General features: G+C 71.5%; 11 protein-coding genes and 1 tRNA gene. 4 read left to right on the forward strand and 8 right to left on the reverse strand.

Annotated features, from left to right (window positions below; genetic code table 11):
- Positions 1-68: 68 nt before the first annotated feature.
- Positions 69-151 (forward strand) — tRNA-Leu (locus tag ABD329_RS30010).
- Positions 152-236: 85 nt separating this feature from the next.
- Positions 237-1,025 carry a helix-turn-helix domain-containing protein gene (locus ABD329_RS30015; RefSeq protein ID WP_198279540.1) on the forward strand — a complete coding sequence of 263 codons (789 nt, stop codon included), beginning with the start codon at positions 237-239 and terminating at the stop codon, positions 1,023-1,025.
- A gap of 34 nt (positions 1,026-1,059) precedes the next feature.
- On the opposite strand, the gene pyk is transcribed toward ABD329_RS30015, so the two are convergent.
- Both pyk and ABD329_RS30025 read right to left on the reverse strand, forming a co-directional pair.
- Complete coding sequence (gene pyk, locus ABD329_RS30020) at positions 1,060-2,490, reverse strand: pyruvate kinase (protein WP_198279541.1); 1,431 nt, start codon at positions 2,488-2,490, stop codon at positions 1,060-1,062.
- Positions 2,491-2,647: 157 nt separating this feature from the next.
- Positions 2,648-3,379 (reverse strand): SIMPL domain-containing protein, encoded by a 732-nt coding sequence (locus tag ABD329_RS30025; RefSeq protein WP_344317177.1) that lies wholly within the window; start codon positions 3,377-3,379, stop codon positions 2,648-2,650.
- Positions 3,380-3,512: 133 nt separating this feature from the next.
- Between ABD329_RS30025 and ABD329_RS30030 the strand changes: the two genes are divergently transcribed.
- The gene (locus ABD329_RS30030) at positions 3,513-5,309 is read left to right on the forward strand and encodes a bifunctional metallophosphatase/5'-nucleotidase (protein WP_198281288.1); all 1,797 of its coding nucleotides are present in this window, start codon (positions 3,513-3,515) and stop codon (positions 5,307-5,309) included.
- A gap of 141 nt (positions 5,310-5,450) precedes the next feature.
- On the opposite strand, the gene ABD329_RS30035 is transcribed toward ABD329_RS30030, so the two are convergent.
- Positions 5,451-6,389, reverse strand: a complete 939-nt coding sequence (locus tag ABD329_RS30035) for an alcohol dehydrogenase catalytic domain-containing protein (protein WP_198281291.1) — start codon at positions 6,387-6,389, stop codon at positions 5,451-5,453.
- Positions 6,390-6,509: 120 nt separating this feature from the next.
- On the opposite strand from ABD329_RS30035, the gene ABD329_RS30040 reads away from it, so the two are divergent.
- Positions 6,510-7,076 (forward strand): TetR family transcriptional regulator, encoded by a 567-nt coding sequence (locus ABD329_RS30040; protein WP_198281289.1) that lies wholly within the window; start codon positions 6,510-6,512, stop codon positions 7,074-7,076.
- 37 nt (positions 7,077-7,113) lie between these two features.
- Here the strand turns inward: ABD329_RS30040 and ABD329_RS30045 are convergent, their stop codons facing one another.
- The 5 genes from ABD329_RS30045 to ABD329_RS30065 all read right to left on the reverse strand — a co-directional run bounded on the left by ABD329_RS30045 (position 7,114) and on the right by ABD329_RS30065 (position 13,637).
- A complete protein-coding gene (locus ABD329_RS30045) occupies positions 7,114-8,601 on the reverse strand; it encodes a lysine N(6)-hydroxylase/L-ornithine N(5)-oxygenase family protein (RefSeq protein WP_344317178.1) in 1,488 nt (495 codons plus the stop codon).
- Entirely contained in the window at positions 8,598-10,004 is a 1,407-nt protein-coding gene (locus tag ABD329_RS30050) for a pyridoxal phosphate-dependent decarboxylase family protein (protein ID WP_344317180.1), read from the reverse strand. Before ABD329_RS30050 ends, ABD329_RS30045 begins: the two co-directional genes overlap by 4 nt.
- Positions 10,005-10,185: 181 nt before the next feature.
- Positions 10,186-10,419 (reverse strand): hypothetical protein, encoded by a 234-nt coding sequence (locus tag ABD329_RS30055; protein WP_198282374.1) that lies wholly within the window; start codon positions 10,417-10,419, stop codon positions 10,186-10,188.
- A 139-nt stretch (positions 10,420-10,558) separates the two neighbouring features.
- Complete coding sequence (pepN, locus tag ABD329_RS30060) at positions 10,559-13,168, reverse strand: aminopeptidase N (RefSeq protein ID WP_344317181.1); 2,610 nt, start codon at positions 13,166-13,168, stop codon at positions 10,559-10,561.
- Positions 13,169-13,247: 79 nt separating this feature from the next.
- On the reverse strand, positions 13,248-13,637 hold the full coding sequence (locus ABD329_RS30065; RefSeq protein ID WP_425574396.1) for a chorismate mutase: 390 nt from the start codon (positions 13,635-13,637) through the stop codon (positions 13,248-13,250).
- Positions 13,638-14,175 lie beyond the last annotated feature (538 nt).

Here is a 14,175-nt window from a genome sequence, read left to right on the forward strand (position 1 = left end):
TCTGCACACCGAGCCTACCTAGCTGCAATGCCCGCCGGTCACCCGGTACACTGCTGATCGGCAACCTCGCCGGGTTGGCGGAATGGCTTACGCGGATGTCTCAAACACATCTGTCCGAAAGGACATGCGGGTTCGAATCCCGCACCCGGCACAACTCGCTCTAAGCGGACTTTCACCTTCGCGTGGACTTTGGGCATTCGACTCCCTGACCGAATGCAGTAGCACAGAGTTATGCCATGCACACGCATGGCATAGAAGTCCGGCAGAAGGCAATCACGCTACTGCGGTCGGGGGTCAGGAACGCGGACGTTGCTCGAGAACTCGGCGTACCAGTGGGGACGATCGGTCACTGGCTCCATCTCGATCGTGCACGACACGGCACGCTCCCCGGCAAAACCCACCGGCCATGTCCGCGCTGCGACGGCCGGGAGCTCGATCACGCGGCCTACGCGTATCTGCTCGGCTTATATCTCGGGGATGGCCACATCATCCAGTACTCCCAGCATCGCGCACCAAGCCTCATGATCGCGTGTAGCGAATCATGGCCAGGGCTCATAGATGAGTGCAAAGCAGCGATGCGCAGGGTCTTCCCCGACAACTCAGTCTGCCAGGCACGCAGACCAGGTTGCCGCAACGTGAAGGTCTACTCCAAACACCTGTGGTGCGTATTCCCGCAGCATGGACCGGGGAAGAAGCATGACCGCCTCATAGCGCTGGAGCCGTGGCAGCAGTCGATCATCGACGCTCACCCGTGGGAGTTCATCCGCGGGCTCTTCCACTCCGACGGCTGCCGCATCACCAACTGGACCACCCGCATCGTCGCGGGCAAACGCAAGCGCTACGAGTACCCCCGGTACTCCTTCACCAACAAGTCCGACGACATCCGCAAGCTCTGTTCCGACACCCTCACCAAGGTCGGCGTCGAGTGGACCACACTCGCGCGCGGCAGCGATCCGTTCAACATCTCCGTCGCCCGCCGGGCCTCCGTCGCCCTCATGGACAAGCACGTCGGGCCGAAGTACTGAACCAGTACTTCGGCCCCCAAGGAGCGAGGCTCAGTTACCGCAGGTCGTCCGCGCCGATGTGGTGGACGCGGACCAGGTTGGTGGAGCCGGAGACGCCGGGCGGGGAACCGGCGGTGATGATGACCAGGTCGCCCTTCTTGCAGCGGCCGAGGCGCAGCAGTTCCTCGTCCACCTGGGCCACCATTTCGTCCGTGGAGTTGACCATCGGACCGAGGAAGGTCTCCACGCCCCAGGTCAGGTTGAGCTGGGAGCGGGTGCCCGGCTCCGGGGTGAAGGCCAGCAGGGGGATCGGGGAGCGGTAGCGGGAGAGGCGGCGGACGGTGTCGCCGGACTGGGTGAAGGCGACGAGGAACTTCGCGCCGAGGAAGTCGCCCATCTCGGCCGCCGCGCGGGCCACCGCGCCGCCCTGGGTGCGGGGCTTGCTGCGCTCGGTGAGCGGGGGCAGGCCCTTGGCGAGGATGTCCTCCTCGGCGGCCTCGACGATGCGGCCCATCGTCTTGACCGTGACGATCGGGTACTTGCCGACGCTGGTCTCGCCCGAGAGCATCACCGCGTCCGTGCCGTCGATCACCGCGTTGGCGACGTCGGACGCCTCGGCCCGGGTGGGGCGGGAGTTCTCGATCATCGAGTCGAGCATCTGGGTGGCGACGATCACCGGCTTGGCGTTCCGCTTGGCCAGCTTGATCGCGCGCTTCTGGACGATCGGCACCTGCTCAAGCGGCATCTCCACGCCGAGGTCGCCACGGGCGACCATGATGCCGTCGAAGGCGTCGACGATCCCCTCGAGGTTCTCCACCGCCTGCGGCTTCTCGATCTTGGCGATGACCGGGAGCCGGCGGTCCTCCTCGTCCATCACCCGGTGGACGTCCACGACGTCGTTGCCGTTGCGGACGAAGGAGAGGGCGATGACATCGGCGCCGATGCGCAGGGCCCAGCGCAGGTCCTCGATGTCCTTCTTGGACAGCGCGGGGACGGAGACGGCCACACCGGGGAGGTTGAGCCCCTTGTGGTCGGAGATCATGCCGCCCTCGATGGCGATGGTGTGCACCCGGGGGCCGTCGATGTCGACGACCTCGAGGGTGACCCGACCGTCGTCGACGAGGATCCGCTCCCCCTTGCTGACGTCGCCGGCCAGCCCCTCGTAGGTGGTACCGCAGCGGAACCGGTCGCCCTCGATGGGTTCGACGGTGATGATGAACTCATCCCCGCGTTCAAGCAGTACCGGCCCTTCACGGAAACGGCCGAGCCGAATCTTCGGACCTTGAAGGTCGGCGAGGATGCCGACGCTGCGGCCGGTTTCCAGCGAGGCTTTGCGCACTCGCCGATAACGCTCCTCGTGCTCGGCATACGTGCCGTGGCTGAGGTTGAAGCGGGCCACGTCCATTCCGGCCTCGATGAGTGCCTTGATCTGCTCGTACGAGTCGGTGGCGGGTCCCAAAGTACAGACGATTTTTGCTCGGCGCATGATGCCGAGCCTATGACTTACCGGCGAGTAAAGAACCGAGAACTTCACACTCCTCCATGGCCTTTGGATGGCAGGTTATTGACAACTAATGAAACGTGCAGTGGGCCGCTCCGATGAGCGTTTCGGAGGGTGGTTCCGGGGCTCCGGAGGAGGCGTTTCAGAGCTCGGGCGGGGTCATGGTGAAGCGCGCGTTGACGTGCGCGTACACCGTCTGACGCTGCGGTTCCAGGTCGAGCGCGGCTACGGCGTCCCGGTCGGCGGGGCCTCCGTAGCCGGACCGGGCGCGCGGGGCGGCGACGGCCACGGGCTGGAACGGGCCCTCCTCCGCCTCCAGGTCGGCGAGCTCGGTGAGCGCCACCAGCCGGGCGCCGAGCGCCCCCGCGTACTCGCGGGCCCGCTGCACCGCCTCGCGCACCGCCCGCTGCCGGGCCCGGCCGTACGCGGGCGAGTCGGGGCGCAGCCCCCACCAGGGGCCGTCGACGCGGGTGAGCTCGAGGTCGGCGAGGCGGGTGGTGAGCTCGCCCAGGGCGGTGAAGTCGGTCAGGGCCGCGGTCAGGTGCACCCGGCCGTGATAGGCCCGTACCCGCTCATGGCGGCTCTTGGGGTTGATCTCGGGGGTGACCGAGAAGGCGCCGGTCTCCAGCTTCTCGACCGCCTCGCCGTAGGACTTCACCAGCGCCAGGACCTGGTTGTTGCGGCGGGTGAGGTCCTCCAGTGCGGCGCGCCGGTCGGCACCGCGGGCGCTGACGGTGATGGTGAGCCGGGCGATCTCGGGGTCGACCTCCAGCGTCGCCTCGCCGCGGACGGCGACGCGGGGGGTCTCGGGGGTGCCGTACGGCACATGGGCGGCGGGCTGCGGCGGCGGGCCGGGCTGGGGCGGCTGATTCATGGCGGCTCCCGGTCAGGTGGGCGAGGGCTGGTGCGGAGGGGCTGGTGCGGAAGGGCTGGTGCGGAAGGGTACGACTGGGCCAGAATCTACGCGCGTTGTGCCCAATTCGCAGGTATCTCAGGGGAGATCAGCCATGCCGCTCAACCGTCGGAAGTTCCTCGGCCGCACCGCGGCGACCAGCGCGGGGGCCGCCCTCGCCTCCGCCGCGGCCGCCGTCCCGGCGGAGGCCCGGGGCCACGGTCGGCCCCGGCGGCGGTACGCCTTCACCGTGATGGGCACGACCGATCTGCACGGCAACGTCTTCAACTGGGACTACTTCACCGATGCCGAGTTCGACGACGCGGCGCACAACGATGTGGGCCTGGCGAAGATCTCCACGCTGGTCGACCAGGTCCGCGAGGAGAAGGGGCGCCGCAATACGCTGCTGATCGACGCGGGCGACACCATCCAGGGCACCCAGCTGTCGTACTACTACGCCCGGGTGGATCCGATCACCGGGGAAGACGGCCCGGTGCATCCCATGGCGCGGGCGATGAACGCGATCGGCTATGACGCGGCGGCGCTGGGCAACCACGAGTTCAACTACGGCATCCCGGTGCTGCGGAAGTTCGAGGAGCAGTGCGACTTCCCGCTGCTGGGGGCGAACGCGCTGGACGCGAAGACGCTGCGGCCCGCCTTCCCGCCGTACTGGATGACGCGGCTGCGCACCCCGTGCGGACGGGATGTGAAGGTGGCGGTGCTGGGGCTGACCAACCCGGGCATCGCGATCTGGGACAAGGTCAATGTGCAGGGCAAGATGACCTTTCCGGGCCTGGAGGAGCAGGCCGCGAAGTGGGTGCCGCGGCTGCGGTCGATGGGCGCGGACGTGGTGATCGTCTCGGCGCATTCGGGGACCAGCGGCACCTCCAGCTACGGCGACCAGGTGCCGTATGTGGAGAACGCGGCGGCGCTGGTCGCCGAGAAGGTGGCGGGGATCGACGCGATCCTGGTGGGCCATGCGCATGTGGAGATCCCCGAGTCACGGGTGGTCAACGAGGAGACCGGGCACGAGGTGGTGCTGTCGGAACCGCTCAAGTGGGGTCAGCGGCTCACCCTCTTCGACTTCGAGTTGGAGTGGGAGCGGGGCCGCTGGCGGGTGGCGTCGGTGTCGGCGAAGGTGCTGAACTCCAGTACGGCCGAGGAGGACCCGCGGATCGTGCGGCTGCTCGACGCCGAGCACAAGAAGGTCGTCGGCTATGTGAACCAGGTCATCGGCACCTGCTCGGCGACGATGACGGCCGCCGAGGCGCCCTACAAGGACGCGCCGATCGTCGACTTCATCAACCATGTGCAGGCGGAGACGGTGAAGGCGGCGCTGGCGGGGACGGAGTACGCGGACCTGCCGGTGCTCTCGCAGGCGTCCTGCTTCTCCCGTACGGCGGCGGTCCCGGCCGGGGAGGTCACGATCCGGCAGGTGGCGGGGCTGTACCCGTTCGAGAACACCCTGGAGGCGCGGGTGGTGACGGGCGCCCAGCTCAAGGACTATCTGGAGTTCTCGGCGCGCTACTACGTACAGACCCCGGCGGGCGGCGAGGTGGACCCCGCGAAGCTGACGAACGCCTCGGACATCCCGGACTACAACTACGACGCGGTCGGCGGCCTCACCTACGAGATCGACATCGCGAAGGCGCCGGGCTCGCGGATCGCGAAGCTCAGCTTCGACGGCGAGCCGGTCGATGAGAAGGCGCGGTTCGTGCTGGCGGTCAACAACTACCGGGCGAGCGGGGGCGGCAACTTCCCGCATGTGGCCTCCGCGAAGCAGGTGTGGGCCAATTCGGAGGAGATCCGGAACACGATCATCGCCTGGGTGCGGACGAAGGGGACGATCGATGTGTCGCGGTTCGGGTCGGTGGACTGGAAGCTGACCCGCGACGGCGTTCCGGTGTTCTAGGGCGCGTTCGGGGGCTCTGGGGCGCGCTCGAGGGCTCTGGGGCACGTTCGGGGTATCGTCGCGTGTCGCCCCGCTCACGCTGTTCCGGCGGCCCGCCGCACCGGACCAGCGTGACCCGACGGCGGTACGGCGGTACGGCGGTCACCCGGTCGTGATGACGAGCTTGCCGCCCTTGGTCATGCCGCGTTCGAACTCCGTGAGCGCCGCGATCGCCTGTGTGAGCGGCACCGTGCGGGCGATCGGCAGCCGCAGCGTCCCCTGCCCGGCGGCTCGCGCGACCTCCTCGAGGTCCTTCGTGACGGCTTGGGCGATCAACACCTTGAAGGGCCCCGGCAGGGCACTTCTCGCGAACTTCGCGGGAGTGGGGGTGATGTCGATGATGCGGCCGCCGGACTTCAGCAGCGTCTGCGCCGCCTTGATCGGGAGCGTGCCCGCCGTGTCGAGGACGACGTCGAATCGTCCTCTGAGCGCCGTCGGGTCGAAGTCGAACTCGACGATCGGGTCGACGCCGAGGTCGCGCGCGTCCCGCGTGGCGGTGGCGCGGCAGCTGCCTCCCACCGAGGCGCCGTGCGTCGAGGCCAGCTGAACGGCGGATCGTCCCACTCCGCCGAGGCAGCCGTGGACGAAGACGGCTTGCCCGGGTTGCGACTTCCTCAGGTTGCTCAGGGCCTGCAAGGCGGTGAGCCCGACCGTCGGGATCGCGGCGGCATCCTCGAACGGGAGATCGGCCGGCTTCTTCACGACCCCCTTCGCTTCGACCACGACCAGCTCGGCGAAGGCTCCGGCCGTCTTGAGCGGCGCCCCGCCGAGCACTTCGTCGCCGACGCCGAGCCGAGTGACGCCGTCGCCGACCGCCTCGATGACGCCCGCGAAGTCGTGGCCCAGCCCACGCGGGAAGCGCCGTCCGGTCAGCGTCTTCATGTCGCCACTGCGGATCTTCCAGTCCATCGGGTTGGCTGCCGCCGCCTTCACCCGGACCAGAACCTCGCCGGTGCCGGGCCGGGCCGGCTCGAAGTCTTCGAGCCGCAAGACCTCGGGCCCGCCGTACTGGTGGTACTGGATGCGCTTCGCCGTTGCCATTCGGGCCTCCACCGACCAGTGATGTCATCAGGTGACATCACCATAGCACGCCGATGTCATCAGGTGACATCAGCGTGCGGCGACCCGGTGTCGCCAGGTGACATCACGTAAAATCGCCGCATGGGACGGTGGGAACCTGGAGCCGGTAGCCGACTGCGCGAGGCCGCGCTGGCGCTGTATCTGGAACGTGGCTTCGAGCAGACCATGGTGGCCGATATCGCCGAACGGGCCGGTGTCACCGCCCGCACCTTCTTCCGGCACTTCGCCGACAAGCGTGAAGTCCTCTTCGACGGGGCGTCCGAACTGGAGGAGAAGTCGGTTGCCGCCCTGGAGGCGGCGCCGACCACGGCGTCGGCGCTGGACGCCGTCGCGGCGGCGCTCGACGCGGTGGCCGGGATGGTAGGCGGCGACCGTGAGTTCGCGCGGACGCGGCAGTCGGTGATCATGGCCAACGCCGATCTCCGCGAACGTGAGTTGAGCAAGCTCGCGTCCATGTCGGCCGTCCTCGCCGACAGGCTGCGACGGCGGGGTGTCGGCGACACCGAGGCCAGTCTGGCCACCGAGACCGGCATCGCCGTGTTCCGTGTCGCCTATGAACGATGGATCAACGCCACCGAGGAGCGCGACTTGGGCGACGTCATCCGCGAGACGCTGGCCCAACTGCGGGCGCTGACCGCCGCCGGCTGAGGTCCGTGGTCCGGGCGTGCCCGGCCCCGGCGCGGTCTCAGGTGCGCGTCGGGGTGAGGGGACTGCGCTGGTCGGGGAGGTGCGGGTGGCCGATCACGGCGCCGCACCGCCCCGACGGCTGGAGCCCGAACGCGGTGTACGCGGTGCGGGACGGCAGCCGGTAGGCGGGTTCCGCGAGCAGCGAGTTGAGGATGACGGCGGAGCGCCAGGCGGCGAGGCCGAGGTCGGGGGTGCCGACGCCATGGGTGTGGCGCTCGGCGTTCTGGACGTACACCGAGCCCTTGATCATGGGGTCGAGGACCAGCCGGTGGTCGGCGTCGACCCGGGGGCGCTCGGAGGCGTCCCGGCGGATGTAGGGGTCGAGGGCGGCGAGGAGGGTGTCGACGCGGCGCTCGCGGTAGCCGGTGGCGAGCACGACGGCCTCGGTGGTGTGGCGGGCCCGGGTGCCCTGCTCGGTGTGTTCCAGGTGGAGTTCGAGCTGGGCGGCGGCGATACGGCCGGCGGTGCGGACCGTGACACCGGGGGTGAGGACGGCGCCCGGCCAGCCGTCGGAGTGCAGGGCCCGGCGGTAGAGCTCATGGTGGATCGCGTCGAGCGTCTCGTGCGCGATGCCCTTGTAGAGCTGCCACTGGCGGGGCAGCAGCTGGTCGCGGACCGGCTCGGGCAGGGTGTGGAAGTAGCGGGTGTAGTCGGGGCTGAACTGCTCCAGGCCGAGCTTGCTGTACTCCATGGGCGCGAAGGCGGGGGTACGGGCCATCCAGTGGAGCCCTTCGGCGCCGAGCGGGCGGTTGCGCAGCAGGTCGAGGAAGACCTCGGCGCCGGACTGGCCGGAGCCGATGACGGTGACGTGGCCGGTGGCCAGGAGCCGCTCGCGGTGTTCGAGGTAGTCCGAGGAGTGGAGGACGGGGACGTTGGGGGCGTCGGCGAGCGGGCGCAGGGGTTCGGGGACGTACGGCTCGGTGCCGACGCCGAGGACGAGGTTGCGGGCGTAGACGCGGCCGAGGGCCCTGCCCTCCTCGTCGGTTCCGGCCGCGCCGGACGCGGGGGCGTCGGCGGCCGGGCCGAGCCGGGTGAAGTCGATTTCGAACAGCTCGTACTCGTGGTCCCAGCGGACGGCGTCGACGCGGTGGTCGAAGTGGAGTCCGGGGAGCCGTTCGCTGACCCAGCGGCAGTAGGCGTCGTACTCGGCGCGCTCGATGTGGAAGCGCTCGGCGACGTAGAAGGGGAACAGCCGCTCATGGGCCTTGAGGTACTGGAGGAAGGCCCAGGGGCTCCCGGGGTCGGCGAGGGTCACCAGGTCGGCGAGGAAGGGGACTTGGATGGTCGCGCCGTCGATGAGGAGACCGGGGTGCCAGTGGAAGGCGGGCCGCTGCTCGTAGAAGGCGGTGCGCAGGGCGGGGACGCCGTGGGCGAGGGCGGCGAGGGAGAGGTTGAACGGGCCGATGCCGACACCGGCCAGGTCCACCGGCCGGTCGGCGGCGGAGGCGGGCTCGGCGGCGGGGTTGGGGGGTTGTGCGGTGCTCATGGGGTGGTGTCGCCTTCCACGAGTTCGAGCAGCCCGCGCAGATCGTCGGGCTGGATGTGCGGGTTGAGAACGGTGGCCTTGAGCCACAGCCCCTCGGGGGTGGCGGCGCGGCCGAGGACGGCCGCCCCGTGGTGGAGCAGGCGGCGGCGCAGCGCGGCGACGGTGGCGGGTGGTGCCCCGGTGGGGCGGAAGAGGACGGTGCTGATGGTGGGGCGGGCGTGGAGCTCGAGCCCGGGGCGGGCCTCGATGAGGTCCGCGAGGTGTTGGGCGGCGGCGCAGACGTGGTCCACGAGCTCGCCGAGGCCGCGTCGGCCCAGTGCCCGCAGCGTGACGGCGATCTTGAAGATGTCGGGGCGGCGGGTGGTGCGGAGCGAGCGGCCGAGCAGATCGGGCAGGCCCGCCTCGGTGTCGTCGTCGGCGTTGAGGTAGTCGGCGTGGTGGGCCAGCGCGGCGAGCGCGGTGCCGTCGGGCACCGCGAGTAGGCCCGCGGCCACCGGCTGCCAGCCGAGTTTGTGCAGGTCGAGGGCGACGGTAGAGGCGCGGTCGAGCCCGTGGAGCCGCTTGTGGAGGGTGTCGCTGAAGAGAAGGGGCGCGCCGTAGGCGGCGTCGATGTGGAGGGTGGCGGCGTGGTGGTCGCAGACGTCGGCGATGTCGGGGAGCGGGTCGATGGCCCCGGTGTCGGTGGTGCCGGCGGTGGCGACGACGAGGGTGGGGGTTGGGGCGTCGGACGGCCGGTCGAGGGCGGTGTGGAGGGCGACCGGGTCGAGGACGCCGCCGGGGGTGGGGAGGGTGAGGGGCTCGGGCAGCCCGAGGAGCCAGGCGGCGCGCTGGACGCTGTGGTGGCCGTTGGCGCCGCGGACGATACGGAGCGGGGCGCCCCGGGCGGCCTCGCGGGCCAGGAGCAGGCCGAGCTGGTTGGATTCGGTGCCGCCGGTGGTGACGAGGGCGTCGGGGTCGGGGCCGTGGGGGTGGACGAGTTCGGCCAGGGCGCGGCAGGTCAGCGCCTCCAGCGCACAGGCGGCGGGGGCCTGGTCCCAGGAGTCGAGAGAGGGGTTGAGCGCGGAGACCGCGAGGTCGGCGGCGGTGGCGACGGCCAGCGGCGGACAGTGCAGATGGGCGGTGCAGCGGGGGTCCGCGGGTTCGGCGGCGCCATGGGCGAGGGCGCGGACGAGGCTGCGCAGCGCGGGGTGGGGCCCCTCCCCCTCGTCGGGGATGAGCGGCCGGGCCGCACCGCGTATCCGCCGGGCCACCGCGGCCGGTCCCCCGGCCGGGAGCGGCCCACCGCGGTCGGCGGCGCCGTGGGCGAGGGCGTCGAGGACGGTGTCCACCATCGGGCGGAGCACGCCCGGTCCGCTCTGGCCTCCGGCGAGGAGGCGGGCGGTTCCGGATGCGGGCACGGGCATGGGTGTGCCCCTAGGGGGTGTCTGGGCGGCGGTCAGGGCTGCCTAAATTACTTCGCGCACCGGCGGTCCGATCCGGGGTCGGGCTCAAGTGCACCCGTACGTGGTACGGCCCGGCCCCGCGGATTGATCGGCGGGGCCGGGCCGCCCCGGGCCCGCCGCCTCGTCCGGCCTGCTCGGTCGGTTACTCGATATGCCCCGTCCCGGGGTCCACCTGACCGAGGAAGTCCCGTGCGGACTCCTCCAGTTCCCGCTCGCTCAAGGAGTCGGCCCCGTGCACATGGGTGGTGAAGCCGTATCCCGGGTTCGGCCCGGTCAGCCAGGTGAAGTCGTACGTCCCGGGCTCGCCGGGCCGCTCAGCGACGTCGAACCCCTCCCCGTCGACCGTCAGTGTCCACCGGCGCGTTCCTCGATCCATGCCCGCAAGTCTGCCCCGCGCCCGCGCCTTCCTCCTCACCCGGCTCGCCCACACCCCGCGCTGACCGGCCCCACGCCATAACCGCGCGGCAGGGGCGGCGGGGCGATCGGACGCCCCGCCGCCCCCGCGCCGGCGCGGGTCACTCGCCCTGCTTCTCCCGTACGCGCAGGGCGCGCCGCAGGTCGTCGATCTGGTCGGCGAGGCGGCGGCGGAGGGCGGGTACGGCGTCCGGGGAGGCGAGGCACTCCTCGCCCAGGCGCAGGGTTTCGGCGTCCACGGTGCTCGGGAAGCCGAAGCGGGCGACGGTGTCGGCGATGGCGGCGCCGCGGCGGGCGCCGAGCTCGACGGCGGCCGGGAAGTAGCGCGGCACGTAGTCCGCGAGTATGTCGTGGTGTTCGGGCTGCCAGAAGCCCGCGACGGTCGCGGTGACCAGGTAGTTGGAGAGCTCGTCCCCCTGGCCGTCGGCGCTCTGGCCGTCGGCCCCCTGGCCGTCCTCCCCGCCGCCGAAGAGGGCCTGCCAGGCGGCCTCCTTCGCGGCGGCGTCCGGCAGGGCGGCCCGGCAGCGGGCGGCGCCCTCCTGGCCGGTGGCGCTGGAGTCGCGGGCGCGTTCGGCGTCGATGTCGGCGGGGCCGACGGCGCCGAGGACGGCGAGGCGGCCGAGGATCTGCCAGCGCAGCTCGGGGTCGAGGGCGGGGCCGCCGGGGACGGTGTCGCCGTCGAGCCAGTCGCTGAGCTCGGCGGGGGCGGTGGCGCTGCCGATGAACGTACGGACGGCGGCGAGCCGCAGCCCGTCCCCGGAGCCGTCCTCGGTGCGGCGCAGCAGATCGCGGCAGGTGGCGCTGATGGTGGCCAGCGCGGCGGAGCGCCGGTCCGCGGGGAGGTAGCGGTCGGCGATCTGGGTGCGGGCGAAGGCGAGGACGCCCTGGACGATCGCTATGTCGGTCTCGTGGGGCAGATGGGCGCGGGCCGCCTCGAGGTAGTCGGTGGCGGGCAGGTCGCCGTCGCGCACCATGTCGCGGGCGGCGTTCCAGATCACGGCGCGGCTGACGGCGTCGGGGAGGCCGGACAGCGAGCGGTGGACGGCCTTCCAGGAGGCGGGGTCGAGCCGGATCTTGGTGTAGGTGAGGTCGCCGTCGTTCAGCAGCAGCAGATCGGGGCGGGGCCCGGTGAAGGTGAGGCTGAGGCCGGGCTCGGCGCCGTCGAGCTCGGTCTCGACGCGCTCGCGCAGGACCAGCTGGTGCGGGGCGGCGGGCGCGTGGTCGTAGAGGCCGATGGCGATGCGGTGCGGGCGCCGGGTGGCGGCGTCGTCCCCGTCCGGACCGCCGCCCTGGTGGCGGATCTCGGCGCTCCAGCGATCGCCGTTGGCGGTGACGACGGGGGCGAGGGTGTCGACGCCGGTGGTGCGCAGCCAGCGGTCGGCCCAGGCGTGGACGTCGCGGCCGGAGGAGCGGGCGAGGGAGTCGATGAAGTCGGCGAGGGTGGCGTTGCCGAAGCGGTGCCGGGTGAAGTGGTCGTTGATGCCGTCGAGGAAGGTCTTCTCGCCGAGCCAGGTGACGAGCTGGCGCAGCGCGGAGGCGCCCTTGGCGTAGGAGATGCCGTCGAAGTTGAGGCGCGCGGCGGAGGTGTCGGGGACCAGCTCGGGCGCGGGCGCGACCGGGTGGGTGGAGGGGCGCTGGTCGGCGTCGTAACCCCAGTTCTTGCGGCGGACGCCGAAGTCGGCCCAGGTGTCGGTGTAGCGGGTGGTCTCGGTGAGGATCTGGTAGCCCATGTACTCGGCGAAGGACTCGTTCAGCCAGATGTCGTCCCACCACTTCATGGTGACGAGGTCGCCGAACCACATATGGGCCATCTCGTGGGCGATGACCATGGCGCGGGTCTGGCGCTCGGCGTCGGTGACGGCGGAGCGGAAGACGAATTCGTCGCGGAAGGTGACCAGGCCCGGGTTCTCCATGGCGCCGGAGTTGAACTCGGGGACGAACGCCTGGTCGTAGGAGTCGAAGGGGTACGGCTCCTCGAAGATCTCGTGGTAGCGGTCGAAGCAGCGCCGGGTGATGTCGAACAGCTCGTCGGCGTCGGCCTCGAGGTAGGGCGCGAGGGAGCGGCGGACATGCAGCCCGAAGGGGAGTCCGGCGTGCTCGGTGCGCACCGAGTGGTACGGGCCGGCGGCGAGGGCCATCAGATAGGTGCTGATGGGCGGGGTGGGCGCGAGCTGCCAGCGGCCCTCCTCGGGGGCGCCGACGCGGGTGGCGATGCCGTTGCCGAGGACAGTCCACTCCGGCGGGGCGGTGACGCGGACGTCGAAGACGGCCTTGAGGTCGGGCTGGTCGAACGCGGTGAAGACGTCGTTCGCGTCCGACATGCAGCACATGGTGTAGAGGTACGTCTCACCGTCGGCCGGGTCGGTGAAGCGGTGCATGCCCTCGCCGGTGTGGGAGTAGCGCATGTCGGTCTCGACGCGCAGCTCGTGCTCGCCCTCACCGAGCCCGGTGAGCGGGAGCCGGCCGCCCGCGAGCGCCTCGGCGGTCTCGCCGGTGAGGTCCAGCTCCCGGCCGTCGAGCACGGCGCGGTGCAGGGCGGCCGGCTGGAGCTCGGCGAAGGTGTCCGCGCCCGCCTGGCGCGCGCTGAAGCGGATGGTCGTGGTGGAGCCGAAGAGCTCCTCCCCGCGGGTGAGGTCGAGGTCGATGGTGTAGCGGTGGACCTCGATGAGGCGGGCTCGGTTCTGCGCTTCCTCGCGCGTCAGTACGGACATGGGGACATGCTGCCCTACGTGCGGCGGGCCGCACACGGGTGGGAAGTGGTTGCCCGGCGCGTACGGCCGCCCGGGCGCACTACCGGAGTGCGCCCTCGGGCCCCTCGGTGCCGTTGTCGGAGCGCGCGATGGTCTCGTGGTGCCGGATGACCTCGGCGATGACGAAGTTGAGCAGCTTTTCGGCGAAGCCGGGGTCGAGCTTGGCGCTCTCGGCGAGCTGCCGCAGCCGGGTGATCTGGCGCGCCTCACGGGCCGGGTCGGCCGGGGGGAGCCGGTGGGCGGCCTTGAGGTGGCCGACCTGCTGGGTGCATTTGAAGCGCTCGGCGAGCATATGGACCACGGCCGCGTCGATGTTGTCGATGCTGTCGCGCAACCGGGTCAGCTCGTCGAGGACGGACGGGTCGATCCCCTCGGGGTCTCCCGGCGTCGCCGGCTGCCCGGCGGTGTGGTCGCTCATGCTGTGCGTCATGCTTCCCGAGAGTACTTTTCCCCGGGGCCCGGTTCCGCCCGGGGGCGCTATCGGGGCCCGGTTCCGCCCGGGGGCGCTTCGCTTCGGCCCGCGCCGACCGCGTCCGGGGCCCGCCCTCCGTCGGCCCCGGGCCCCCGGACCGCCCCGACCCCTGTGGGGGGTTCGGGGTCCGGCCCGCGAGGGGCGCGGAAGGGGGCGGGGCGGTCGTGGTGGAGGACCGCTCCCGGTACGGCGCCTCCACCGTGGAGGAGTCGCCTGGGCGGGGGGAGGTTCCACTTCCGGCCCGGCTTTCGCGGTGGCCCGCTCCGGAGGGGGCCGTTCCGGGGCAGGGGGGCGTCCGGGGCAGGGGGGCGTCCGGTGGGGTCTTGGCGCCTGCGGCGGGCTGTTCCCCTCCCCGCCCCTTCCCGAACCTGGGGCTCCGCCCCAGACCCCAAGCCGGGGCTCTGCCCCAAACCGCAAGCCGGGGCTCCGCCCCAAACCCCGAACCAGGGCGGCTCCGCCCCGGGCCCGAGCCGGGACCCCGGCCCAGACCCCGAAT

This window comes from Streptomyces javensis (assembly GCF_039525925.1).
Lineage (GTDB): Bacteria > Actinomycetota > Actinomycetes > Streptomycetales > Streptomycetaceae > Streptomyces > Streptomyces asiaticus.

Excerpts from the sequence above, each read along its gene's own strand:
- pyk (WP_198279541.1), bottom strand. The coding sequence starts at position 2,490 with ATGCGCCGAGCAAAAATCGTCTGTACTTTGGGACCCGCCACCGACTCG.
- ABD329_RS30055 (WP_198282374.1), bottom strand. The coding sequence starts at position 10,419 with ATGGATCGAGGAACGCGCCGGTGGACACTGACGGTCGACGGGGAGGGG.
- ABD329_RS30040 (WP_198281289.1), top strand. The coding sequence starts at position 6,510 with ATGGGACGGTGGGAACCTGGAGCCGGTAGCCGACTGCGCGAGGCCGCG.
- pepN (WP_344317181.1), bottom strand. The coding sequence starts at position 13,168 with ATGTCCGTACTGACGCGCGAGGAAGCGCAGAACCGAGCCCGCCTCATC.
- ABD329_RS30045 (WP_344317178.1), bottom strand. The coding sequence starts at position 8,601 with ATGAGCACCGCACAACCCCCCAACCCCGCCGCCGAGCCCGCCTCCGCC.
- ABD329_RS30030 (WP_198281288.1), top strand. The coding sequence starts at position 3,513 with ATGCCGCTCAACCGTCGGAAGTTCCTCGGCCGCACCGCGGCGACCAGC.
- ABD329_RS30050 (WP_344317180.1), bottom strand. The coding sequence starts at position 10,004 with ATGCCCGTGCCCGCATCCGGAACCGCCCGCCTCCTCGCCGGAGGCCAG.
- ABD329_RS30065 (WP_425574396.1), bottom strand. The coding sequence starts at position 13,637 with ATGACGCACAGCATGAGCGACCACACCGCCGGGCAGCCGGCGACGCCG.
- ABD329_RS30035 (WP_198281291.1), bottom strand. The coding sequence starts at position 6,389 with ATGGCAACGGCGAAGCGCATCCAGTACCACCAGTACGGCGGGCCCGAG.
- ABD329_RS30025 (WP_344317177.1), bottom strand. The coding sequence starts at position 3,379 with ATGAATCAGCCGCCCCAGCCCGGCCCGCCGCCGCAGCCCGCCGCCCAT.
- ABD329_RS30015 (WP_198279540.1), top strand. The coding sequence starts at position 237 with ATGCACACGCATGGCATAGAAGTCCGGCAGAAGGCAATCACGCTACTG.